Consider the following 22,299-nt stretch of genomic DNA (forward strand, 5'->3'; position numbering starts at 1 on the left):
TCTCGTCTGAGCAGCTGTGCTCAGGCGTAGGGCATCATCAGGGTCACGCGCTCCTCATCGGTGCGGTCCACCACGGCCTTGGTGGCCAGATGACGCTTCTGCTTGGGGGTTTTGTGGTCCAGCAGGTGGTTCCGGAATGCGCGACGACGCAGAAATTTGCCGGTGCCGGTTGCTTTGAACCGCTTCGCGGCAGCTTTGCGGGTCTTCAGCTTGGGCATTGGTCTGCTCGTTCGGACACAAACGACAACAATACGTCCCGACGTGCCCCCCGCTGAATGATTCGGCTCCTGACGCTCACATTGCTGCTTTGCATGGGTCTGGGCTGTCGCGCCCGCGAGCGTGGTGATGTTCTCCAACCCCCTGTGACTGAGCCCCCTGTAGTGGAGCCGGTTCAACGGGCGACGCACCGTTCCGTCGCTGACCCACCGCCGGTTGATGGTCTTGAGCCTGTGCTCTGGGTGGCCTTGGAGGATCACCTCGGTGCTACGGCAACCGCCGCTCCCTTGAATCTGCGTGCCTTTGCTGGATCGCTCAGCCTTCGCGACGCCACCGGGGAGCACGGAAGTGGTTCGGGTTTCGTGATCAGCTGGCGAAGCGTTGCTTTGGACCGTCCGCTGACGTTGGCTCGCCGGATCGCAGGCCCCTACGCCAGTTTTGAGTCGGCGGACCGCGTTGCCTCCCGTTGGCGTGATTTGGGGGTTGCGGCCGAGGTGGCCCATCCCAAGGAATGGGAGGTGTGGGCGCCGGAAGGTTCCCCTGTGCCAGAGGGTCTAGCCGTGCGTGATTGGCAAGGCAGCCTTGCCAACACCATCGAACCGGTGTTGGAGACGTCGGAGGGGGAACGTCCTCTGCAGGGTCCTGTCTTGATCGAAGCTTCGGATGGGTTGCTCTGGGCTGGTGGACGCTTTGAGGGGCCCTTCCGTTTGCAACGGGATGCCTATGGCAGTTGGACCCTTGTTGAGCAGGTGCCGGTGGAGCGCTACCTCGAGGGGGTGGTGCCCCATGAGATCGGTGCTGGTTCACCGATGGCGGCGTTGCAGGCTCAGACTGTTCTGGCGCGCACTTGGGCTTTGGCCAATAGCCATCGCTTCAGCATCGATGGCTATCACCTCTGCAGCGACACCCAGTGTCAGGTCTATAGCGACCCTCGCCATGCGGGAGCTGCTGTGCGGGAGGCGATTGCAGCCACGCAGGGCAAATTGCTCAGCCTGAACAACCAGCCGATCAGCGCTGTGTATCACGCCACCAATGGCGGGGTCATGGCTGCCGGGCCGGAAGCCTGGGCCATGCAGCCCACCATCTATTTGCGCCCAAGAGCGGATGGGGATGAGGGTTGGAGTAACCGTCATCAATTGCCCCTGCAGCAGCGCCAGGCGGTGCAAGCGTTGCTGGCGGATCGTTCCGGGGCCTATGGCGAGCAGCATCCCCGCTTCCGCTGGACCCGAATTCTCTCTAGTGCAGATTTGCGTCAGGCCCTGGGAGCAGCGGCAGGGCCGCTGGTTTCCCCCTTGCGCTTGCAGGTTCTGGAGCGGGGCGTTAGCGGCCGGGTGCTGGCTCTGCAGATTTCAGGCAGCGGTGCCGCCGCTCCAGTCATCCTCAAGTTGGATGCCATCCGGCGCACCCTTCGCACACTGCCAAGCACTCTTTTCATGTTGGAGCCTCAGGGGGTTGAACGCTGGCTGGTGCGGGGTGGTGGCTTCGGCCATGGGGCCGGTTTGTCGCAGGCTGGAGCCATCGATCTGGCCTGGCGTGGCTGGCCGGTGGAGCGGATCCTCAGCCATTACTACCCAGGGACTGTCTACGGCCCACTCTCAACACCAATGCAGTCCCCTTAAAGTCCTTCCCACCTGGGCAGCTGGATGAGCTCGAACGCCACATCGAGTGATCACCGTCGGGTGAAATCGGCAGCGTTCCTGTTCGCCTGCGGATGTGCTGGCGCTGCTCCCCACTGGCTGGACTCAGCCCGTTCGCTCTGGCCAGCCATCAGCCTTGCCTTGATGCTGGGGGGATATGGGCTGCGTTCCGTTATGCGCGGGCAGCTGACACGTGGGTCAGCGGAGTCCATGCCGGCGATGGATCCGACGAAGCTTCCCAGCCTTGATGTGGTGGTGGCCGCCCGCGATGAAGAGGCGGTGGTGCCGCGTCTGGTGGAACGGCTCACTTCGCTGCGTTATCCATCCGGTCAGCTCACCACCTGGGTGATCGACGACGGCAGTCTTGACCGGACTTCTGAGTTGCTGGACGATCTGGCCACCCAGCACCCTGGGCTGAATGTCATCCATCGCCAGCGCAATGCCGGTGGTGGCAAGTCGGGTGCGCTCAACACCGCCTTGGATCGCCTTAAGGGCGAGTGGCTGTTGGTACTTGATGCAGATGCCCAGTTACAGGACGACCTGCTTGAGCGTCTCGTCCCCTACGCCCTGGAGGGTGGCTGGTCGGCAGTGCAGCTGCGTAAGGCTGTGATTGATGCCGATTGCAATTGGTTGACTCGATCCCAAGCGATGGAGATGGCTTTGGATGCGGTGATCCAGTCGGGGCGACTGGCGAATGGAGGGGTGGCGGAGCTGCGGGGGAACGGACAGCTGATCAAGCGTTCTGTGCTCGAGTCCAGCGGAGGTTTCAATGAAGACACCGTCACCGATGACCTTGATCTCAGCTTCCGCCTGCTGACCCACGGCGCCTTGGTCGGAGTGTTGTGGGATCCTCCGGTTCAGGAAGAGGCGGTCCCAGGTCTCCCAGCCTTGTGGAAACAACGACAGCGCTGGGCCGAAGGTGGATTGCAGCGCTTCTTTGATTACTGGTCGGTGCTCACGTCAGCCCAGCTCAGTCTGCGCAAACGTTGGGATTTGACGGCCTTTTTTCTGCTCCAGTACGCCCTGCCTGTGGTGTCCTTCGCTGATCTCACCACGGCCCTGATCACCCGAAGTGTGCCGGTGTACTGGCCCTTGTCTCTGGTGGCTTTCAGTGTGTCGGGTCTCGCCTATTGGCGCGGTTGTCGCAGCGGTAGTGAGGGGCCGGAGATCCCTTCTGCGAGCCTGCCCAATCTTGTGGTGGGGATTGCCTACCTAGGCCACTGGTTTGTGGTGATTCCCTGGGTAACGCTGCGGATGTCACTGTTCCCCAAACGCCTGGTCTGGGCCAAAACCAGCCATGGTCAGGACCATCCGGTCCAGGTTTGATGGTTCCCCCTTTTTCGTCGTTCGATCAGGCGCAGGATCGCTTTGAGGATCTGGCTTGGGGACAGGTTCTTGTCACCCCCTTTGAGCTGGGGGCTTGGGCGTTGCTGGAGCCGATGGGGGAACAAAACCATGCACCTCAGTTGTGTTGGATCCGTCCCGATCTGTTGGGTTGTGTCTGGATGGCGGGCAGCGGAGAGGGCACCGCTGGGATGTCGGTGTTTCTATCTCTTTTGGGTGCTGAAGGGGGAGGTTGGTCTGAACCGCAGCGGATTTCCCGGGATGTGGAGCGCTCGGAGCAGAACCCCCTGCTGTTCGTCTCCGAAGGGTGTTTGCACCTGATCCATTCCGCCCAAGTGGTGCGCGATCCAGAGGATCGCTCTGCTCTCGAGACATCCAGCAGCTTTTCCATGCAGTGGACAGCTGTCCTCCGGCATCAGCGGCTGGCGTTGGAGGGCCTTGATCCTTCCGATCCTGAGACCTGGTCGGCCGAGGCATGGTCCACTCCCCTTGACCTGTTGGACGATCCCGCCTTCTGCCGCCATCCCCCCCATCCCTTGGAGAACGGCCACTGGTTGTTGCCGATCTACCGCAGCCTGGAAGCGGGCGGGGCCTTTGGTCACGACCACAGCGAGATGGTGGGTCTGGATCCGGTAGGTCAGTGCCTGGGCCAGCCGGTCAGCATTCCAGACAGCACCGGCAGGGTGCATGGCTCCGTCGTTGCCTCGCGGGATGGAGCTCAACTGCTCCAGTTCTTTCGCAGTCGTCTCGCGGATCAGATTTATCGAAGTGTGAGTACAGATGACGGCCAAACCTGGTCAGCTCCTGAGCCCACCCAGCTGCCGAACAACAACAGCTCGATCCAGGCCTGCCGGCTGGCGAGTGGGCGATTGGCGATGATTTTCAACCGCTTTGGCTTTGCGCCGGATCCGGTTTCGTCGGAGGAGCAGCTGGAGTGGGGAGAGGCCCGTTGGCCGCGAACCCGATGGCCGTTGTCGATCGCCATCAGCGATGACGATGGCCTTCATTGGCCATGGATCCGCGACATCGACACGGGTTTCGGTTTCTGTGGTCCGATGAATTGGGACCTCAATGGACAACTGGCCTACCCAACCCTGATCGAGGGGAAGCCTGGGGAACTGCATGCGGCCTATTCCTGGGCCGGACGTCAGGCCATTCGTTACGTCACTTTGCGCGAACTGGAGGTGATCGGGTACGACCCTGACGCCTCAGCCTTTGGTTTTTCTGACGTCAGTTCATCCCGTTAATTGATCTCGTCAACGTCGAGCACCTGACCGTTGAAGAAGTCCGCCAGATTGCGGGCCTGACGGTCCAGGCCTGAGGGCGGGTTGGGTTGAGTGCTGGTTTCCGGCGGGGCTGGGGCTGGGGCTGGTTTCGGGTCCATCGGTTTGGCTTGAGTGCGCGGCAGTTCTGGAGCTGGAGCTGGCGCTGGTGTTGCTGCGGGTGCCGCGATCGGAGCTGATGTGGGTGCCGGAGTTGGTGTTGGTGCGGGGGGCTCGACCGCGGCTGGCGGAGTGATCGATGGTGTTGTGATCGGGGCTGTTGCAAGCGGAGGTGGCATGGCGTTGTTGCTGGCCTCCAGCACCAGCTGCCTTGAGCCGCCCAGAGCTTTGGCCACCGCCTGTTCCAGCAGAGACGCCCGGCTCTGCACCATGCCCATCCAGTTGCCAGCCACCTGCACAACAGCGCGGTTGGCATCCAGGCGCACCAGTTGGGCCTGTTGCGACAGCAACATCCGGGTTGAGGGCAGTTCGAGGCTGCCCAGGATCTGTTGCCACAGCTCGGGCAGGTTCGTGCTGGGTGCCGGCGCAGGAGTGGAGACCGTCGGCAGTTCTGGTGATGTTGCCAGTGCAGGTTTTGGACTGGGCGCGGGTGCCTCGGATGTGGGGGCTGCGGCCGAAGGAGCTGGAGCAGGAGGGGCGACTGGGGTTGTCGGCGGGGTTGCTGCTGCCGTTGTGGGTTGAGCCGCTACTACCGGTTCCGCCAGCAAGCCCAAGAGCAGCACTTCCAGCCACAAGCGCGGCTGCACGCTTTGGCGCAGTTGTTGCTCGCTGCCGCGCAGTTGGGCCTGCCATTGCAGCAAGCGGGCCCTGCCGATCGCTTTCGCGAGGGCGGGCAGCTGATCGCGGAACTGGGGTGAAACGCTGGTGAGCTCCAGTCGGTCTGGAGCGGCGGCCATCAACACCAGATCCCGCAGCATCCCGGCCAGGCCCTGCAGCACGGCTCCGGGATCCCGACCTCGGTCCAGCAGGTTGCGTGTGGCTTCCAGCAGTTGCACCGGTTCGGCGCTGCTCATGGCCCCTACAAGCTCCAGCAGCTCCTGTTCGGGCACGGCCCCCAGCAGATCCCACACCGCAGCGGCTTCGATCGGTGGTGGCAGCAGACTCAGTTGATCCAGCAGGCTTTCCGCGTCCCGCAGGCCTCCCTGCGACCGCTGGGCCACCACATGAATGGCTTCAGGCTTGATGTTGATCGCTTCCTGTTCGGCGATCCAACTCAGATGAGTGTTGAGGGCATCGAGCGGAATGCGCCGGAAATCAAAGCGTTGGCAACGGCTGAGGATCGTCGGCAGCACCCTTTGCGGGTCGGTGGTGGCCAGGACGAACACCACCTGCGGTGGTGGTTCCTCCAGGGTTTTCAGCAGGGCGTTGAACGCTGCGGTGGACAGCATGTGGCATTCGTCCACCACGTACACCTTCCAGCGGGCCTGTACCGGAGCGAAGCGAGAGCGTTCGATCAGTTCGCGGATGTTGTCAACACCGGTGTTGGAGGCGGCGTCGATCTCGATTACATCGAGCGCTGTTCCGGCGGCAATTGTTGTGCACAGCTCGCAGGTGCCGCAGGGCTCTGGCGTCGGCCCCTCGCTGTTCAGGCAGTTGAGCGAGCGGGCCAGGATGCGGGCGCTGGAGGTTTTGCCGGTGCCTCGGGGGCCACTGAACAGGTAGGCCGGGGCAATCCGATTACTAGTGAGGGCGTGGCCCAGGGTGGCGGCGATCGCCTCCTGCCCCACCAGCTGATCAAAGCGCTGGGGCCGGTATTTGTGATGCAGCGGCTGGTAAGCCGAACTCATGCGCCGCGAGCGTTGAAAGGAGATTACTCAGAGGATTCCGAGCCTGGAAGGGCAGGGCGCTGCTCGAGCAGGGAATCAATCCGTTGTTTCAGGTCTTCCACGGCCGCCAGTTCATCGGCAAGGCTTTGCCCCGTGAGCAGCAGGCTGCGATCCGTGCCGTCCCCCGCCCGTTCCAGCAGACCCTCCAACTTGTGCAGCAGTGAGAGGCGCAGACGTTCCAGCTTCTCCACCCCCCGTTTGGCCATCGTGCGCGCATCGTCATCGAGAAGGCCCCGTTGCACCAGGAGTTCCAGTCCCTTGATCAGGGCCGATGGCATCAGGCCACTCCAGTTGCGGGCCCGATCCAGGAATGAGTCCACCTGCTCGCTGCGATGGCGCCCGGTTTTGCACCATGTGGCGAAGTGCTCGCAGTTGTTGAACAGCAGGTTGTAGTCCTGTTCCCCCAGGCGTCCCATGGCCCGGCGCAAGGTCACACCCACCGGAGAAGCCTCGGCATGGCTGATCACCCGCAGCGGTTGCCCCTGACTGAACTCTTCCAATGGGCTGCGCAGAATTTCACGCCCTTCCAAGTAGTGGGCGACGGTTCCGTCGCCGAGGTCGATGCCGTGGTGGTTGAACAGGCCGTGCTGACGCGGCACCTCAAGGTGGTCAGCGGCAGCCAAGACCTCAGGCGGTTTTTTGTTGTTCCGTTCCAGGCAGGGGAAGCACCTTGCCGCCCGTGTGTTCTTCCACCATCGCCCGGGTGACGGTGAATTCCTTCACCGACGTCTGCGATGGCAGGTCGTACATCAGATCCAGCATCAGTTCCTCAACGATGCCGCGCAAAGCGCGGGCACCGGTCTTGCGCCGGTGGGCTTCCTGGGCGATCGCTTCGATGGCGTCATCGGCGAACTGCAGTTGCACGTTGTCCATGCTCAGCAGGGTGCGGAACTGCTTCACCAGGGCATCGCGGGGTTCGGTGAGGATCGACTGCAAGGCACTTTCGTCCAGGGGCTCCAGCACGGCACTCACCGGCATCCGTCCGATGAATTCCGGGATCAGGCCGTAGCGCACCAGATCATCCGGCTCCAGGTGCCGCAGCACTTGGGCGGCCTGAAGGTCGCGGTTGGTGCGATTGCGTCCACGGCCGTCGCTGGGCATGAAGCCGATGGCGTTGCGGCCCATCCGCTTCTGCACCACGTCTTCCAATCCGACGAAGGCACCACCGCAGATGAACAGGATCTGGCTGGTGTCGATCTGGATGCAGTCCTGATAGGGGTGCTTACGCCCTCCCTGGGGTGGCACATTGGCCACCGTGCCCTCAAGCATTTTCAGCAGGGCCTGCTGCACACCTTCGCCGGACACATCCCTTGTGATCGAGGGGTTTTCGCTCTTGCGGGCGATTTTGTCGATCTCATCGATGTAGATGATGCCCCTCTGGGCCTGGTCCACATCCATATCGGCCTTCTGCATTAGCCGCAGCAGGATGTTTTCAACGTCCTCACCCACATAGCCCGCTTCGGTGAGGGTTGTGGCATCGGCCACGGCGAAGGGCACGTCCAGCATCTCAGCCAGGGTCTGCGCCAACAGCGTTTTGCCGCAGCCGGTTGGTCCGATCAGCAGGATGTTGCTCTTGTGCAGGCGGGTTGCCGTTTCTTCGGTTTCGCCCTGGCCGTCCCCTTGCCAGGCCAGACGTTTGTAGTGGTTGTAGACCGCCACCGACATCACCTTTTTGGCCGCGTCCTGGCCAACCACCTGCTGATCCAGAAAGCTCTTGATCTCTTGAGGCCGGGGAATCGAGGCCAGGGTCGGGGCCGGTTTGCTGCTCTTCCTGGCGGCTGGCGTGGCCTTGCGGTTTGGCTCGTGGCTTTGGCGTGGGTTGCCCTGACCATCCACCAGCTCTTCATCCAGGATCTCGTTGCAGAGATCGATGCATTCGTCGCAGATGTAAACGCCAGGTCCGGCGATCAGCTTGCGCACCTGGTCCTGGGATTTCCCACAGAACGAACATTTCAGATGGGCGTCGAACTTGGCCATCGAACGCTGGGCACCACTCAGGAGAACAATTCAGGAATCAACCGATGGGGTCTCCTGAACACACAGGATCGAGAACAGAAAGGCGTCTGTCAGCCTTCCGTAATGATTCCTCCGTCCCCGGAACTGTCCACCACTCGATCGATCAGGCCGTATTCAACCGCTTCTGCTGGAGAAAGGAAGTAGTCGCGGTCGGTGTCTTCCGAGATTTTGTCGAGCGGCTGGCCGGTGTGGTCCGCCATCAGCCCGTTCAGGGTTTCCTTGAGATAGAGGATCTCCTTCGCCTGGATCTCGATGTCCACCGCCTGACCCTGGGCACCACCAAGGGGTTGGTGAATCATGATCCGGGCGTTGGGCAAGGCGAGACGCTTGCCTTTGGTGCCTCCGGAGAGCAGAAAGGCACCCATGCTGGCGGCGAGGCCGTAGCAGATGGTCACCACGTCAGGGGCGACCTGCTGCATCGTGTCGTAGATCGCCAGGCCAGCTGTGACGGACCCTCCCGGTGAGTTGATATAGATCTGAATGTCCTTCTCAGGATCCTCGGCTTCGAGGAACAGCATCTGCGCCACCAGGGCATCGGCAACGGCGTCATCCACCCCCGTGCCGAGGAAGATGATTCGCTCCCGCAGCAGGCGCGAGTAGATGTCGAAGGCGCGGTCTCCGCGACCGGACTGTTCCACAACCGTGGGCAGTGGCCCCGGTGCCGAGACGGGCATGGCGGCCCGCCAGCGGTTCTGGATGGGGTGGTGACTGCGGGCGTCGATCACGCGATCGGTATGCGGTGAAGTTCGCTCAATCTATGGGCGTTGCTCAGTCCTTGGCGTCCGCCTTGGACTTGCTCTTGGCTGAGGTCTTCTTGGCGGCGGCCTTTTTCTTGGCTTCAGCCTTGCTGTCGTCAGTGGATGGGGCCTTTTCGGTGAGGGTGCTGTTCTCCTCGAGCCAGCCCATCAGACGATCCTGCATGAGGTCATCCATCACGGCTTGACGCAGGCGCTCGGGATCGATCTTGGCGTCGGCGGAGAGCTCTTTTTTCACCTCCTTGATCTTGGCGTCCACGTCCTTGTCGTCGAGCTTGATGTCCTCCGCTTCGGCCAGGGCGGTGAGGGCAAAACTGCGGCGCAGGCGCTCCTCAGCCTCGGGGCGCGAGTTCTGCATCAGGTTGCGCACTAGGTCGGGGGTGAACAGCGACTTCACATCCATGCCCTGCTGGGCGAACTGGGCTGCGGTTTGCTCCAGCAGGTTGCGGCTTTCCTGTTGAATCAGGGCTTCTGGCAATTCCACCTCGAGCTGCTCCACCAGTGCGGCGACGAGGGCATCGCGGCGGTTGCTGGTCTGACGCCGCTCTGCGTCGTCCTTGAGCCGCTGCTCCAAGTCTTTGCGCAGGTCCGCCAGGGTGTCCTGTTCGCTGGCCTGCTTGGCGAAGGCGTCGTCCAGCTCGGGCAGTTCGCGGGTCTTGAGATCTTTCAGTTCGATCTCAAAGGCGGCCTTGCGTCCTCGGGCGTCCTCCTTCGGATAGTCGTCGGGGAACTGGCAATCCACGGTTTTGGTCTCGCCGACCTTCATGCCGATGACCCCTTCGATGAAGCCGGGGATCATCCGGCCGTTTTCCAGGTCCACATCCATGGAATCGGCACTGCCGCCCTCGATTTCGCTGCCGTCATCGCTGTAGGTGCCCTTGAAGCCCAGCACCGCGATGTCGCCGTTTTGGGCGGCGCGACCTTCCACGGGAACGACTGTGGCCATCTGCTTGCGGGAGTCCTCGAGCATCGCGTCGACCCGGGAGGCGTCGTAAGCGACGGTTTCGAATTCCGCTTCCAGCCCCTTGGTGCTCTTCAGTTTCGGCGTCGGAGCGACGTCGGCTTCCAGGGTGAACGTGAGCTCCTTGCCAGGCTCAAAGCTCTCCAGCAGGCCGTCGAAGCCACTGCTCAGATCAGGCTGGCTGATCGGTTCCAGTGATTCCTGCTTGATGGCGTCGCGCCAGGCGTTGTCGATCAGCTTTTCCAGCGCTGTGGCCTTGATTCGCACGCCACCCAGCTGCTGCACCAGCACCGTGCGCGGCACCTTGCCCTTGCGGAAGCCCGGCAGGTTGATGCTGCGGCTGAGGCTGGTGATCGCGTCTTCGTAACTCGTCTTGCAGCGCTCCCCAGGAACGGTGACCGTCACCGACAGGCGGCTGCTGGGGCGGGCTTCGGTGGTCACCTTCAGGGCTGCAGCGCTCATGGGGGAAGGGAAAGGGCAGCCCAGCACTTTATGCAACGGGTGAATTGGGGCTGGATCGGTAAGCTGAGCCGGTCGCATCGCGGCATCACGATCTCTACGCAGTGATGTCGATTTCGAGAAACGACAGGTTTTCGTTCAGATCGTTCACTCCACCGCTTGTCTTCGACTCTTCCCAACCGTCCTCTCAATGTTGCTGTTCTGGGTGCCAGCGGTGCTGTTGGCCAGGAACTGCTGCTGCTGCTTGAGGAGCGCCATTTCCCCGTTGGCGAGTTGAAGCTGCTGGCGTCGGCCCGTTCGGCCGGTCAGACCCAAGCCTGGAATGGCCGCACCCTCACGGTGGAAGAGGTCTCGGCCCGATCCTTTGAAGGGGTCGATCTGGTGCTGGCGTCGGCCGGTGGTTCTGTTTCGAAGCAGTGGCGAGAGGCCATCACCGCTGCAGGAGCGGTGATGGTGGATAACTCCAGTGCCTTCCGGATGGAGGAAGGTGTGCCGCTGGTGGTGCCCGAGGTCAATCCCGATGCGGCTTTCGCCCACAAGGGAGTGATCGCTAACCCGAATTGCACCACGATCCTGCTCACCCTGGCTTTGGCTCCTCTGGCAGCGAAGCGGGCGATGCGCCGGGTGGTGGTGAGCACCTACCAATCCGCCAGTGGTGCTGGTGCCCGCGCCATGGAAGAGCTGAAAAATCTTTCGCAGACGGTGCTGGACGGCGGAACTCCCAAGGGAGAGGTGCTGCCCTATTCCCTGGCTTTCAACCTCTTTTTGCACAACTCACCACTGCAGGCCAACAGCTATTGCGAAGAGGAGATGAAGATGGTGAACGAGACCCGCAAGATCATGGGTCTTCCGGATCTGCGTTTCACCGCCACTTGCGTGCGGGTGCCCGTGCTGCGGGCTCATTCAGAAGCAGTGAATATCGAGTTCGAGACCCCCTTCCCAGTCGGTGAAGCGCGCGAGCTGCTCTTGGCTGCCCCCGGTGTTGAGTTGATTGATGATCCGACTGCGAACCGCTTTCCGATGCCGACGGATGTGACCGGTCGAGACCCGGTGGCGATCGGACGGATCCGTCAGGACATCAGTGATCCGAATGCCCTGGAGCTCTGGCTGTGTGGGGACCAGATCCGCAAGGGAGCGGCGCTCAACGCCGTTCAGATCGCTGAACTGTTGATCGAGAAGTGATGACCCAGACCGCCACCCTCTCGCCAACGCCCTTCGGCCGTGTCGTCACCGCGATGGTGACTCCCTTTGATGCCAGCGGTGCTGTGGATCTCACCGTCGCCGCACAGCTTGCCCGGCATCTGGTGGATCAGGGATCAGATGGACTGCTGGTGTGCGGCACCACCGGCGAATCGCCAACCCTCAGCTGGGATGAGCAGTTGCAACTGCTTCAGGCAGTTCGAGAGGCGGTGGGCAGCGACGTCAAGGTGTTGGCGGGCACCGGCAGCAATTCCACGGCCGAAGCGGTGGAGGCCACCAAGGCAGCGGCGGTGGCTGGCGCTGATGGGGCTCTCGTGGTCGTGCCCTACTACAACAAGCCTCCCCAGGAGGGCTTGGAGGTCCATTTCCGGGCCATCGCCGAGGCAGCTCCTGAGCTGCCGTTGATGCTCTACAACATTCCTGGCCGCACCGGCTGCAGCATCGCTCCGGCCACGGTGGCGCGGTTGATGGACTGCCCCAACGTGGTGAGTTTCAAGGCCGCCAGCGGCACCACCGAAGAGGTCACGGCGTTGCGCCTGGCCTGCGGACCCCAGTTGGCGATTTACAGCGGTGACGACGGGCTCACCCTGCCGATGCTTGCTGTCGGTGCCGTTGGTGTGGTGAGTGTGGGCAGCCATGTGGCGGGCCCTGAGATCCGCGCCATGATCGAGGCCTATCTGAACGGCGATGGTGCCTCCGCACTCGCCCTACACGACGCTCTGATTCCCCTGTTTAAGGCCCTGTTCGCCACCACCAATCCAATTCCCGTCAAGGCTGCCCTGGAACTCAATGGCTGGTCTGTCGGTGCACCCCGTCCGCCCCTGTGCTCCCTTTCTGACGACATGAAACGTTCGCTTTCCACCGCCATGGCCGCCCTCCGTCAGACCTAGCCCGGTCCGGCTTATCGGCTTACGCAACCCGTTCTTTTACACATCGTTTTTCATGGTCAACAACGCGCGATCCAGCAAGGGGCAGGAGCCCTGTCTTCGGGTGATCCCCCTGGGTGGTCTGCACGAAATCGGCAAGAACACCTGCGTGTTCGAGTACGGCGATGACCTGATGCTGGTGGATGCCGGTCTGGCCTTCCCGAGCGATGGCATGCACGGGGTGAATGTGGTGCTGCCCGACACCAGCTTTCTGCGCGAGAACCAGAAGCGGATTCGCGGAATGATCGTCACCCATGGTCATGAAGATCACATCGGTGGCATCGCTCACCACCTCAAGCACTTCAACATTCCTGTGATCTACGGGCCGCGGCTGGCCCTTTCGATGCTTACCGGCAAGATGGATGAGGCCGGGGTCCGCGACCGCACCACCCTGCAGACCGTTGGTCCGCGTGATGTGGTGAAAGTGGGTCAGCACTTCTCGGTGGAGTTCATCCGCAACACCCACTCGATGGCCGACAGCTTCACGCTGGCCATCTCCACACCGGTGGGAACCGTCATCTTCACGGGCGACTTCAAGTTCGACCACACCCCGGTCGATGGCGAAAACTTCGACATGGCCCGCCTCGCCCACCACGGTGAGAAAGGTGTCTTGTGCCTGTTTAGTGACTCCACCAACTCGGAAGTCCCTGGGTTCTGCCCGCCGGAGCGCTCGGTGTTCCCCAACTTGGATCGCCACATCGCCAATGCCGAAGGGCGGGTGATCGTTACCACCTTCGCCAGCTCGATTCATCGGGTGTCGATGATTCTGGAGCTGGCCCTGAAGAACGGCCGCAAGGTGGGGCTGCTGGGCCGCTCCATGCTCAACGTGATTGCCAAGGCCCGGGAACTGGGCTACATGCGCGCGCCGGATGAACTGTTTGTGCCGATCAAGCAGATCAACGATGTGCCCGATCGCGAAACGCTGCTGCTGATGACCGGCAGCCAGGGAGAGCCACTGGCCGCTTTAAGCCGCATCTCTCGCGGTGAGCATCCCCAAGTGAAGGTCAAGACCACCGACACAATTATTTTCTCGGCCAGCCCGATCCCTGGAAACACGATTTCCGTGGTCAACACCATCGACAAGCTGATGATGTTGGGCGCCAAGGTGGTCTACGGCAAGGGCGAAGGCATTCACGTCTCTGGCCATGGTTTCCAGGAAGACCAGAAACTGATGCTGGCCCTCACCCGTCCCAAGTTCTTCGTGCCGGTGCATGGTGAACACCGGATGCTGGTGCAGCACTCCCGCACCGGCCATTCGATGGGGGTTCCGGTCGACAACACCTTGATCATCGACAACGGTGATGTGGTGGAGCTCACCCCGGATTCGCTCCGTAAAGGCAGTGCGGTGAAGGCGGGCATCGAGCTGCTGGATCAATCCCGCAACGGCATCGTTGATGCCCGGGTGCTCAAGGAACGCCAGCAGCTGGCGGAAGATGGCGTGGTGACGATCTTGGCCGCCATCAGCACCGATGGCGCCATGGTGGCTCCGCCGCGGGTGAATCTTCGCGGTGTGGTCACCACAGCCGATGCTCGCAAGATGTCGTTGTGGGTTGAGCGTGAAATCAAGTGGGTGCTCGAAAACCGCTGGAAGCAGCTCTGCCGCAACACCGGTGACAAGGCACCGGAGGTGGACTGGATGGGTGTGCAGCGTGAAGTGGAGGTCGGCCTTGGCCGCCGGATGCGTCGTGAACTGCAGGTGGAGCCGCTGATCCTCTGTCTGGTGCAGCCGGCTCCTGGCGGCACACCGGTTTATAAGGGCCGTGCCGATGCAGAGCCCGATGACCGTCCGGCTCCCCGCGGTCGCGGTGGTCGTGGCGGTGGCTCTCCCTATGGGCGTCGCAACGGTGGTGGAGGTGGAACCCCCGCTCCGGTGCGGAACGCTCAGGGCAACGGTCGTTCTGGCTCAGCAACCCCTGCCCCCGTTCGTGCGGCGGCGGCAACGGCAGTGGTGGAGAAAGTGGCTCCTCAACCGGTTGCTGAAAAGCCAGCCCCTGCTTCTCAGGAGCCGGAGATGCCTGCAGGCCGTACCCGTCGTCGTCGTTCAGCGGCCAGCTGAGCGGGCGATCGCTTCTTTAATCCTGTTGATCAGCCCCATCGGCTCATTGGAGTCGGTGGGGCTTTTGATTGCAGGCTGGAGTTGGACTCGCAGCCATGATTTCTCTAGGAGATCCGTGGCTGCAGGCTCCTGGGGTGTGGGCTCGACGGCGTCGAGGGGGGGCTCTTCGATGGTGGGTTCTGGTTCCTGGTTCGCCATCTCAACGTCTGAATTGGCTCCAGGGGTGAGCGTTGGCTCTGGGCTTGGAAAAGGGGCCGAAGTGGGAGTGGTATTGGGAGTTGGCATGGCCCGGGGTTTATCGGCACTGGACAACCACGGCATTGCGGTGACCACATCAGCCAGTGCTGGCTTCGCTTGATCGGAATTCGTGCTCAGGAAGGGATCCTTCAGCAGGTCAGGGATGGCGCCATCGGTTGCGAGCGTCCTACCTGCTTCGCTGGAGATCTGTCCTGATCTGCAGCGCTCTAGCCCTTGTTCAGCCAGGGCTGCGATGGTGGCGTCAGGTTCACCCTCCAGAACTTGTTGGTAGGAGAAAGAAGCCTCCTCTGGTTGCTGGAGACCATGCAGCTGGATGTGACCCAGGAGCAATGACACCACCGCCCGCCAGCCCAAGACCAGGCTTGGGTCGTGCTCGTCTGTTGCGCTTTGGAGTTGATCCCACAACGCTGAAGTGAGGGCATGGGCTTCGGCGTACTCCCCCAGGCCATAGGCCCGTTCCGCGGCTTGGTAGTGCTGCTCGAAATCGGCGTCCACGCGTTGGGGGGCCAGTCTCCCCGTTGTAGACCGTTAGTCGGGGTCGTGCGGTGAAGCGGTGCCTTGGGCGGTGTGACGCTCTTCTCCTCCCAGCCCGAACCCGGTGTGCACCACCTGGAGGGCCTGGACGCCGGCGTCTTCTGCTACCACACAGCTGGTTCTGATTTCGCTGGTGGCGATTAGGCCGATGTTGATGCCTGCATCCGCCAGCGCTCGAAACATGCGACCCGCTGTCCCTGCTGTTGCCGGCATCCCAGCCCCCACAGCACTCACCCGGGCAATGGCCTCACCATCTTCCAGAGCGGCTCCGGGCCACTGGGCCAGCAGGGGTGCCAGGGCCACATCGGCGCGGGCGCGGTCGTCCTTGCGCAGGATGAAGGTGATGTCGCGCGATCCGTCGTTGTGTTGCCGTTCCGATTGAACGATCGCATCGAGGCTGATGCTGTTGTCCGCCAGGGCTGAACAGAGAGCTGCTGCGGTGCCGGGTCGATCGGGCACGTGACGAACACTCAGTTGCACCTGGTCGCGGTCGAGGGCGACGCCACGCACTTCCGGTTCCCCGCTGCCGTTGTCGGTGGGATTGATGCGGATTTGTGAGTCCTCCAGGTCGAAGGCCTCCTGCACCGCCTGAACTGCCTTGCTGCCGGCGCCGGAGTCAATCACGCAGCTCACCTTCACCTCACTGGTGGCGATCAGGCGAAGGTTGATGCCTTGCTGACACAGGCAGTTGAACAGCCCGGCGGCAATGCCAGGGCGCCCCATGATTCCGGCACCGCTGATGCTGAGCTTCGTCAGCCCTGCTTCGGATGCCAGATCGCCGCCCAGTTGATCCAGAACCTTCTGGCTCACAGTGCGGGCCAGCGCGAGATCCGCTTCGGCCACCGTGAAGGTGATGTCGTTGCTGCTGCCCTCGTGGGTGGCCTGAATGATGAGGTCCACATTGATTCCCGCATCGGAGAGGGTTTCAAACAGTCGTGCGGCAATACCGGGCTGATCGGGAATGTGGGAGAGGGCGACCACAGCCTGTCCGCCCACTTCCTCCATCCCATCCACAGGACTGCCGAGCTCCAGGCCGCTGCTGCTGATCGGACGGGCTGAACGGCTGGTGATCCGGGTGCCGGGTGCGTCGCTCCAACTGGAGCGCACCACAAGGTTCACGCCGTAGTTGCGGGCGATCTCAACGGCCCTGGGATGCAGCACGGAGGCCCCAAGGCTGGCAAGTTCCAGCATTTCGTCGCAGCTGATCGTGTCCATCAGCTGGGCATCGGACACCTTGCGCGGATCGGTGCTGAGAACACCCGGAACGTCGGTGTAGATCTCGCAGGCATCGGCACCCAGGGCCGCCGCCAGGGCGACAGCGGAGGTGTCGGAGCCCCCGCGCCCAAGGGTGGTGATTTCGTTGAGTCCATCACTGCTGGTGCTGGTGCCCTGGAAACCGGCGACCACCACCACCTGGCCAGCATCCAGGCGGTTGCGGAGTCGGTCGGTGCGAATCCCAAGGATCCTGGCCCGGCCATGGGTGGATTCCGTGGCGATGCCCACCTGCGGACCAGTCATGGATGTTGCACTGACCCCTTGGGCGTTCAAGGCCATCGCCAGCAAGGCGATCGACACCTGTTCGCCACTGGCCAGGAGCATGTCCATCTCCCGCTGGGTGGGGGCAGAGGTGATGGCGTTGGCCAGACCCGTCAATTCATCGGTGGTGTGGCCCATGGCGGAGACCACCACGACTACGTCGTGCCCCTCCTCACGGCAACGTCCGATCCGATCGGCCACTGCCTTGATGCGTTCCACGCTGCCGACGGAGGTGCCCCCGAATTTCTGCACCAGGAGGGCCATGGGCCGGGCTTCAGCAACGCTGGATTTTCTCACCTGGCGGGCAGCGATCAGCCCAGCAGTCCGTCGCGGAAGGCATCGCCAGGCTGGGCGCCGCGTTTGAGCCGCGCCTCCACGTCCAGCAGTCGGCCTAGCAAGGAGAGGAAACGTTTGGCTGGCCGACCCTGCAGTTGCTTGCGCATCACGTAGATGCGTTTGGGGTTGCCGATCCCAGCGGCCTTGGCGATCACCGCCACATCCCGTTCCCCTTGCTGTTCCAGCATGCTCACCCAGAGCCAGCCGCGGATCTGACCGGTGAGGGTGGCCACGATGCGCAGGGCTGGTTCCCCCGCTTCGATCAGGGCATCCCAGCGGGCAATCGCTTCGCCAGGGTTGCCCTCCAGCAGCGCATCGCCCACGGCCAGGGCGTTGGTGGAGCGTCCCCCCACCAGCTCATGCACCCGTGCAGCCGAAATGGTGGAGCCGCGCAGGGATAGCTTGCGCAGTTCAGATTCAAGCCGGGCGCTGTCGGTGCCGATGGCCTCCACCAGGGCATCGATGGCATCCGGCTCAACCTTCAGACCCAGGGCCTCGGCCGTGCGTTGCACTAATTGGCGCTGACCACTGCCATCCCAGGCCGCTGGCAGCGGGAAGCTCTGTTCCTGATCGAGCCCGCTTTTGATCCGCTTCTGCAGGGCTTTGGTGGTGCGCAGGCGACCATCCGGTTTGGCCGGGTTCACCAGCACCAGGTGGCTGCTGTCGGGGATCAGCTCGAGGGCGGCTTCAAACCGGTCGGCCAGTTCACTGGGGCAGCCATTGCAGAACGGACTGCGTTGCAGCAACACCAGTCGTTCGCCTGTGGCGAAGGGAGGGGTTCGGGCCTCCTCAAGGGCCTGCAGGGCTTGCCCAACGTCTGCTCCATCGAGGCGGCTGAGGTTGAGGCTGCTCCAGCTGGGGTCGACAACCTGCCCGATCAGAGCATCGATAGCCCGGTCCCGCGCAGCGGCGTCATCACCCCAGAGCAGATGGATCGGCATGGGTCGATGATGGCGTGGATGGCCCAAGACCACCCGATCTTCACCGAAAGCATCCGGCGGATCCGTGCGGCTCTGGGGGACACGGGCCTGCTGCCTTTGCAACAGCAGGTGCTGGAACGGTTGGTGCACAGCAGTGGTGATCTCTCCCTGGGGGCACTGCTGCGGTTCAGCGAGGGGGCTTGTGACCAGGGTTTGGAAGCGTTGAAGCAGGGGGCATCGATCCTGACGGATACCGCGATGGCGGCGGCTGCGGTGGCCCCGATGGCCCAACGCACCCTTGGCAGCACCGTGCACACGGTGCTGGAGTGGGCACCTGAGGCGGCGCCGTCGGGTTCAACGCGCACGGCGGCTGGCATGGAGCAGGCTTGGCGCTCGCTCGCGGTGGCGTCACCGGCTCCGGTGGTGCTGATCGGCAGTGCGCCGACCGCTCTTGAGGTGCTGTTGCAGCAGGTGGCCGCCGGTGCTCCAGCCCCCAGCCTGGTGATCGGCATGCCGGTGGGTTTTGTGGGGGTGGAGGAAAGCAAGAAGCATCTGGCGGCCAGCGGTCTGGCCCAGATCCGTTTGGAGAGCAGCAGGGGTGGAGCCGGTCTGGTGGCTGCGGCGGTCAATGCTCTGCTTCGCGCTGCAGCAGCACCAGCTCCCCCCCTTTCCAGCTGAGCTGCCAGCCCCCGGCTAGATCGGCTGCACCACCGGGAGCACCCTTGTCCAGTCGTCGGCTGAGCTCGTCCAGTTGGGTGGCCGGAAGGGGTGGCAGCCCCTGCTGCTGCAGCCACTGCGCCAGCAGCAGGCGACGGGTGGCTGGGCTCAAGGCCCCCAGGCCGCGGCGGTTCAGGCCATCTGGAGTTTGCAGAACCTCCAGGGCCATCTGGCTGAGTTCCGTCTGACTGTCCCGCACGTGGGACACCCGTTCGGCCAGCTCGCTCATCCGCTGAGTGCTGCCTGGATGCAACTCCTCCATCACCGGAAGAACCTCCTGGCGGATCCGGTTGCGGGCGAAATCAGGGGATTGGTTGCTCGGGTCCTCCCAGATCGGCAGGGCGAGGTCCCGGCAGATCTGGAGGGTGTCATCGCGCTGCAGGTGCAGCAGCGGCCGGCGCAGCTGGGGTCCTTCTGGGCTGAGGGGGCGGATGCTGGGCAGGGCCGCTAGGCCGGCCAGGTCGCTGCCGCGGGCCAGCTGCAGCAGCATCGTTTCGGCCCGGTCGCTGGCGGTGTGGCCTGTCACCACATCGGCGCCTACTTCGCGGCCCCGTTGTGCCAGCCGTTCGTAACGCCACTGACGGGCTTTGGCTTCGCTGGGCACTTGTCCCGGCGCTGCCTGGTCCACCTGGAGGAGGAGTTCCCGCTGTTGGCACCAGGCCCCGAGCTCCGCGGCGATCTGGCTGGAGCCGTTGTGCCAGCGGTGGTCGCCGTGCCAAAGGCGCAGCTCCCAGCCATGCAAGGGCATCAGATCCTGCAGCAACGCCAGCAGAGCCATGGAGTCTTGTCCGCCCGACACCGCCAGCAGCAGTGAGCTGCCTTGCGGCAGCAGCTGCGGCTGCTGCCGCAGGCGCCGGTGCAGTCGGTCATGCCAGGACGTCCAGCCCAAGGAGGTGGGATGCGTTTCCCCCACGGTGTGAGAATCAGGGCATCGCTGTCCAGTCCCCCATGACCCGTCTTCAGCAGCTGCCCGTTTCTTTGCAGCGCAGCCTCGAGCAGCGCTCTGCGCTCAAGGTGATCGCTGGCCTGATGAATTTCGATGCCGCCAGCGTGGAGCGGGTCGCCCGTGCAGCAGGGCGTGGCGGTGCTGATCTGATCGACGTGGCCTGCGACCCCGGCCTGGTGCGTCTGGCGATCGAGGCCTCCGGTGGCGTGCCCGTGTGTGTGTCGTCGGTGGAGCCCGAGCAGTTCCCTGCGGCGGTGGAAGCCGGTGCGCTGATGGTGGAGATCGGCAACTACGACGCCTTCTATCCCCAGGGCCGGATCTTTGACGCGGCTGAGGTGCTGGACCTCACCCGCCGCACCCGCCAACTGCTGCCCAACGTGGTGTTGAGCGTCACGGTGCCCCATGTGTTGCCGATGGATGAGCAGGAGCAGCTGGCCATCGATCTGGTGGGGGCCGGTGCTGATCTGATCCAGACCGAGGGAGGCACCAGTGCCAAGCCCTTCAGCGCTGGCCACCTGGGCTTGATCGAGAAGGCTGCCCCCACCCTTGCGGCGGCCCACAGCATCAGTCGCGCCGTCGATGTGCCCGTTCTTTGTGCGTCTGGTCTTTCTGCGGTGACGCTGCCGATGGCGATTGCCGCTGGTGCGGCCGGTGTGGGTGTTGGTTCTGCTGTGAATCGCCTCCAGGATGAGCTGGCGATGGTGGCGGTTGTGCGCGGTCTGCGTGATGCCCTCGGCAGCGCTGTCGCGGCCCGCGTCTGAGGCCTCGCCTTAGGTCCACTCCCATTCGATGCCATAGCGGCTCCGGACGCCGGCAACGGTCTCTGCCAGTTGCTGCCTGAGTTGTTGGCGTAGGGCTGGGTCGATACGGTCACCCAGCCCATCACCGGCATTGGCGCGTGGCAACGCCCCGGGCCAATCGATGGGAGTGAGCTGGAGAAAGTGCAGTATCTGCTGCCAGATGTTCTCCGGCGTGGAGAACAGGTCTTCACTGCGCAGGATCAGCAGTTGCTCTCGGGGGAAGAGGACTTCGTAGCGGTCCAGCTGTTCCAGGTAGCGGCTACGGCTGAGGTAGCTGTGTTTTTGCAGGCTGACGGGATCGCCGCTCTGCAGGCGTCGTGGTTCAGCGGCTAAAGCATCGGCAGGCTCCAAGGTTTCAAAGCCCCGTTTGCGGGCGTGAAACAGCTGAGAGATCGTGCGTTCCACTGGATCCCTCAGCAGCACCACCATGCGGGCCTTGGGGAGGAGGTTGTGGATGCGGCCAGGCACGTCGGGATGGAACAGATAAAAGGGCGTGATCTCCCCGCACACCTGGTCGGGCTGGGCGTTGGCGAAGTGGTTCCGGTACCAGCCGTCCCCTGCGTCGTGGTTCTGATCAAAGAAATGAACTTCCTTGCAGGCTGGTAGATAAACGTCCGGGTGCTGCTCCAGCAAGCGATGCAGTGTTGTGGTGCCACCTTTCTGGGTGCCGAGACCGAGGAACTCAGGTAAGGGGGGTGCCATTCAGCTGGTGTGGCCGATTGGCAGCATTTTGCTGGGGCTGTAAGGACAGAACGCCTTCATGGTGTGAAGAGTGGCGCTCGTAGCCTCGGAGCTATCTGTTCGCATGTGAAAATCAACCCCTGTCATCCAGACCCATGCAGTTCATCAACACGCTGACCGTTCTGGCCCTGGTGGTGGCGTCCTTTGCCTTGATCGTTGCGGTGCCGGTTCTGTATGCCTCCAGCGAGGACAGCGGCCGTTCCAATCGACTGATCCTGCTGGGCAGTGCTGTTTGGGTCGCCTTGGTGCTGCTGAACTGGGGTGTGAGCTTCTTCGTCGTCTGAGTTCAGCCCTCAGCGGAAACCTGGCGGGTGCCACGATGGCTGAGATTCAGTCGGCACCTTCCCAATGGCCACGTTCGAAGGACGTTTTTCTGACGCAGCTGGGCTGCGCGTCGGCATCGTTGTGGCTCGTTTCAATGATCTGGTCACCGCCAAGCTGCTGAGCGGCTGCCTTGACTGCCTCAAGCGCCACGGCGTGGATGTGTCGGAGACCAGCTCCCAGCTCGATGTGGCCTGGGTGCCGGGTTCGTTCGAACTGCCGATCGTGGCCCAGCAGATGGCCCGCTCCGGCCAGTACCAGGTGCTGATCACCCTGGGGGCGGTGATTCGCGGCGACACACCCCACTTCGATGTGGTGGTGGCGGAGGCCAGCAAGGGTGTTGCTGCAGTGGCGCGCGACACGTCCGTGCCGGTGATCTTCGGGGTGTTGACCACCGACACGATGCAGCAGGCCCTCGAGCGTGCGGGCATCAAGAGCAATCTCGGCTGGAGCTACGGCCTGGAAGCCCTGGAGATGGGCAGCCTGATGCGCGCGTTGCCATCGGCTTGAT

At 63.1% G+C, this 22,299-nt stretch carries 21 protein-coding genes; 10 read left to right on the forward strand and 11 right to left on the reverse strand.

Annotated features, from left to right (window positions below):
• Nucleotides 1-20: 20 nt before the first annotated feature.
• Nucleotides 21-218: a 50S ribosomal protein L35 gene (gene rpmI / locus FZZ90_RS05620; RefSeq protein ID WP_006852081.1), complete on the reverse strand. Its 198-nt coding sequence runs from the start codon at nt 216-218 to the stop codon at nt 21-23.
• Nucleotides 219-275: 57 nt separating this feature from the next.
• Between rpmI and FZZ90_RS05625 the strand changes: the two genes are divergently transcribed.
• From FZZ90_RS05625 to FZZ90_RS05635, 3 genes are read left to right on the forward strand one after another with little or no spacing between them, the layout of a single operon-like run.
• A complete protein-coding gene (locus tag FZZ90_RS05625) occupies nt 276-1,835 on the forward strand; it encodes a SpoIID/LytB domain-containing protein (protein ID WP_226424754.1) in 1,560 nt (519 codons plus the stop codon).
• A 24-nt stretch (nt 1,836-1,859) separates the two neighbouring features.
• Complete coding sequence (locus FZZ90_RS05630) at nt 1,860-3,179, forward strand: glycosyltransferase family 2 protein (protein WP_226424755.1); 1,320 nt, start codon at nt 1,860-1,862, stop codon at nt 3,177-3,179.
• Nucleotides 3,179-4,444, forward strand: coding sequence for an exo-alpha-sialidase (locus FZZ90_RS05635; RefSeq protein ID WP_226424756.1), 1,266 nt, complete (start codon nt 3,179-3,181; stop codon nt 4,442-4,444). Before FZZ90_RS05630 ends, FZZ90_RS05635 begins: the two co-directional genes overlap by 1 nt.
• Here the strand turns inward: FZZ90_RS05635 and FZZ90_RS05640 are convergent.
• From FZZ90_RS05640 to tig, 5 genes are all read right to left on the reverse strand, one after another.
• Nucleotides 4,441-6,267 carry a DNA polymerase III subunit gamma/tau gene (locus tag FZZ90_RS05640; RefSeq protein ID WP_226424757.1) on the reverse strand — a complete coding sequence of 609 codons (1,827 nt, stop codon included), beginning with the start codon at nt 6,265-6,267 and terminating at the stop codon, nt 4,441-4,443. The two genes, FZZ90_RS05635 and FZZ90_RS05640, sit on opposite strands and share 4 nt — an antisense overlap.
• Before the next feature lie 23 nt (nt 6,268-6,290).
• Nucleotides 6,291-6,929: a lecithin retinol acyltransferase family protein gene (locus FZZ90_RS05645; RefSeq protein WP_226424758.1), complete on the reverse strand. Its 639-nt coding sequence runs from the start codon at nt 6,927-6,929 to the stop codon at nt 6,291-6,293.
• Nucleotides 6,930-6,933: 4 nt separating this feature from the next.
• Nucleotides 6,934-8,283, reverse strand: coding sequence for an ATP-dependent protease ATP-binding subunit ClpX (gene clpX, locus FZZ90_RS05650; RefSeq protein WP_226424759.1), 1,350 nt, complete (start codon nt 8,281-8,283; stop codon nt 6,934-6,936).
• Nucleotides 8,284-8,372: 89 nt separating this feature from the next.
• Nucleotides 8,373-9,047, reverse strand: a complete 675-nt coding sequence (gene clpP / locus FZZ90_RS05655; protein ID WP_038551825.1) for an ATP-dependent Clp endopeptidase proteolytic subunit ClpP — start codon at nt 9,045-9,047, stop codon at nt 8,373-8,375.
• A 43-nt stretch (nt 9,048-9,090) separates the two neighbouring features.
• Nucleotides 9,091-10,500: a trigger factor gene (gene tig / locus FZZ90_RS05660; protein WP_226424760.1), complete on the reverse strand. Its 1,410-nt coding sequence runs from the start codon at nt 10,498-10,500 to the stop codon at nt 9,091-9,093.
• Between the two features lie 156 nt (nt 10,501-10,656).
• Here tig and FZZ90_RS05665 point away from each other — a divergent pair, with 156 nt between their 5' ends.
• From FZZ90_RS05665 to FZZ90_RS05675, 3 genes are read left to right on the forward strand one after another with little or no spacing between them, the layout of a single operon-like run.
• A complete protein-coding gene (locus FZZ90_RS05665) occupies nt 10,657-11,679 on the forward strand; it encodes an aspartate-semialdehyde dehydrogenase (RefSeq protein ID WP_226424761.1) in 1,023 nt (340 codons plus the stop codon).
• Entirely contained in the window at nt 11,679-12,587 is a 909-nt protein-coding gene (dapA, locus tag FZZ90_RS05670; protein WP_226424762.1) for a 4-hydroxy-tetrahydrodipicolinate synthase, read from the forward strand. The genes FZZ90_RS05665 and dapA overlap by 1 nt, the downstream gene beginning before the upstream one ends.
• Nucleotides 12,588-12,639: 52 nt before the next feature.
• Nucleotides 12,640-14,679: a ribonuclease J gene (locus FZZ90_RS05675; RefSeq protein ID WP_226424763.1), complete on the forward strand. Its 2,040-nt coding sequence runs from the start codon at nt 12,640-12,642 to the stop codon at nt 14,677-14,679.
• On the opposite strand, the gene FZZ90_RS05680 is transcribed toward FZZ90_RS05675, so the two are convergent.
• Genes FZZ90_RS05680 through holA form a run of 3 tightly spaced genes read right to left on the reverse strand, consistent with a single transcriptional unit; the run spans nt 14,665 to nt 18,284 of the window.
• A complete protein-coding gene (locus tag FZZ90_RS05680; protein ID WP_226424764.1) occupies nt 14,665-15,432 on the reverse strand; it encodes a hypothetical protein in 768 nt (255 codons plus the stop codon). The two genes, FZZ90_RS05675 and FZZ90_RS05680, sit on opposite strands and share 15 nt — an antisense overlap.
• A gap of 33 nt (nt 15,433-15,465) precedes the next feature.
• Entirely contained in the window at nt 15,466-17,271 is a 1,806-nt protein-coding gene (locus FZZ90_RS05685) for an aspartate kinase (RefSeq protein ID WP_226424765.1), read from the reverse strand.
• A 47-nt stretch (nt 17,272-17,318) separates the two neighbouring features.
• Entirely contained in the window at nt 17,319-18,284 is a 966-nt protein-coding gene (holA, locus tag FZZ90_RS05690; RefSeq protein WP_226424766.1) for a DNA polymerase III subunit delta, read from the reverse strand.
• 9 nt (nt 18,285-18,293) lie between these two features.
• On the opposite strand from holA, the gene FZZ90_RS05695 reads away from it, so the two are divergent.
• Entirely contained in the window at nt 18,294-18,941 is a 648-nt protein-coding gene (locus FZZ90_RS05695) for a precorrin-8X methylmutase (RefSeq protein WP_226424767.1), read from the forward strand.
• On the opposite strand, the gene tilS is transcribed toward FZZ90_RS05695, so the two are convergent.
• The gene (tilS, locus tag FZZ90_RS05700; protein ID WP_226424768.1) at nt 18,889-19,893 is read right to left on the reverse strand and encodes a tRNA lysidine(34) synthetase TilS; all 1,005 of its coding nucleotides are present in this window, start codon (nt 19,891-19,893) and stop codon (nt 18,889-18,891) included. The genes FZZ90_RS05695 and tilS overlap by 53 nt on opposite strands.
• Before the next feature lie 35 nt (nt 19,894-19,928).
• Between tilS and FZZ90_RS05705 the strand changes: the two genes are divergently transcribed.
• On the forward strand, nt 19,929-20,687 hold the full coding sequence (locus FZZ90_RS05705; RefSeq protein ID WP_226424769.1) for a DUF561 domain-containing protein: 759 nt from the start codon (nt 19,929-19,931) through the stop codon (nt 20,685-20,687).
• A 9-nt stretch (nt 20,688-20,696) separates the two neighbouring features.
• On the opposite strand, the gene FZZ90_RS05710 is transcribed toward FZZ90_RS05705, so the two are convergent.
• Nucleotides 20,697-21,428: a sulfotransferase gene (locus FZZ90_RS05710; RefSeq protein ID WP_226424770.1), complete on the reverse strand. Its 732-nt coding sequence runs from the start codon at nt 21,426-21,428 to the stop codon at nt 20,697-20,699.
• Between the two features lie 134 nt (nt 21,429-21,562).
• Between FZZ90_RS05710 and psbZ the strand changes: the two genes are divergently transcribed.
• Both psbZ and ribH read left to right on the forward strand, forming a co-directional pair.
• The gene (gene psbZ / locus FZZ90_RS05715; RefSeq protein ID WP_006850156.1) at nt 21,563-21,751 is read left to right on the forward strand and encodes a photosystem II reaction center protein PsbZ; all 189 of its coding nucleotides are present in this window, start codon (nt 21,563-21,565) and stop codon (nt 21,749-21,751) included.
• 64 nt (nt 21,752-21,815) lie between these two features.
• Nucleotides 21,816-22,298 (forward strand): 6,7-dimethyl-8-ribityllumazine synthase, encoded by a 483-nt coding sequence (gene ribH, locus FZZ90_RS05720; protein WP_115009674.1) that lies wholly within the window; start codon nt 21,816-21,818, stop codon nt 22,296-22,298.
• The last annotated feature ends 1 nt before the right edge of the window (nt 22,299 follow it).

Origin of the sequence: Synechococcus sp. MU1617 (assembly GCF_020514235.1) — a bacterium.
Taxonomy (GTDB): Bacteria; Cyanobacteriota; Cyanobacteriia; order PCC-6307; family Cyanobiaceae; genus Parasynechococcus.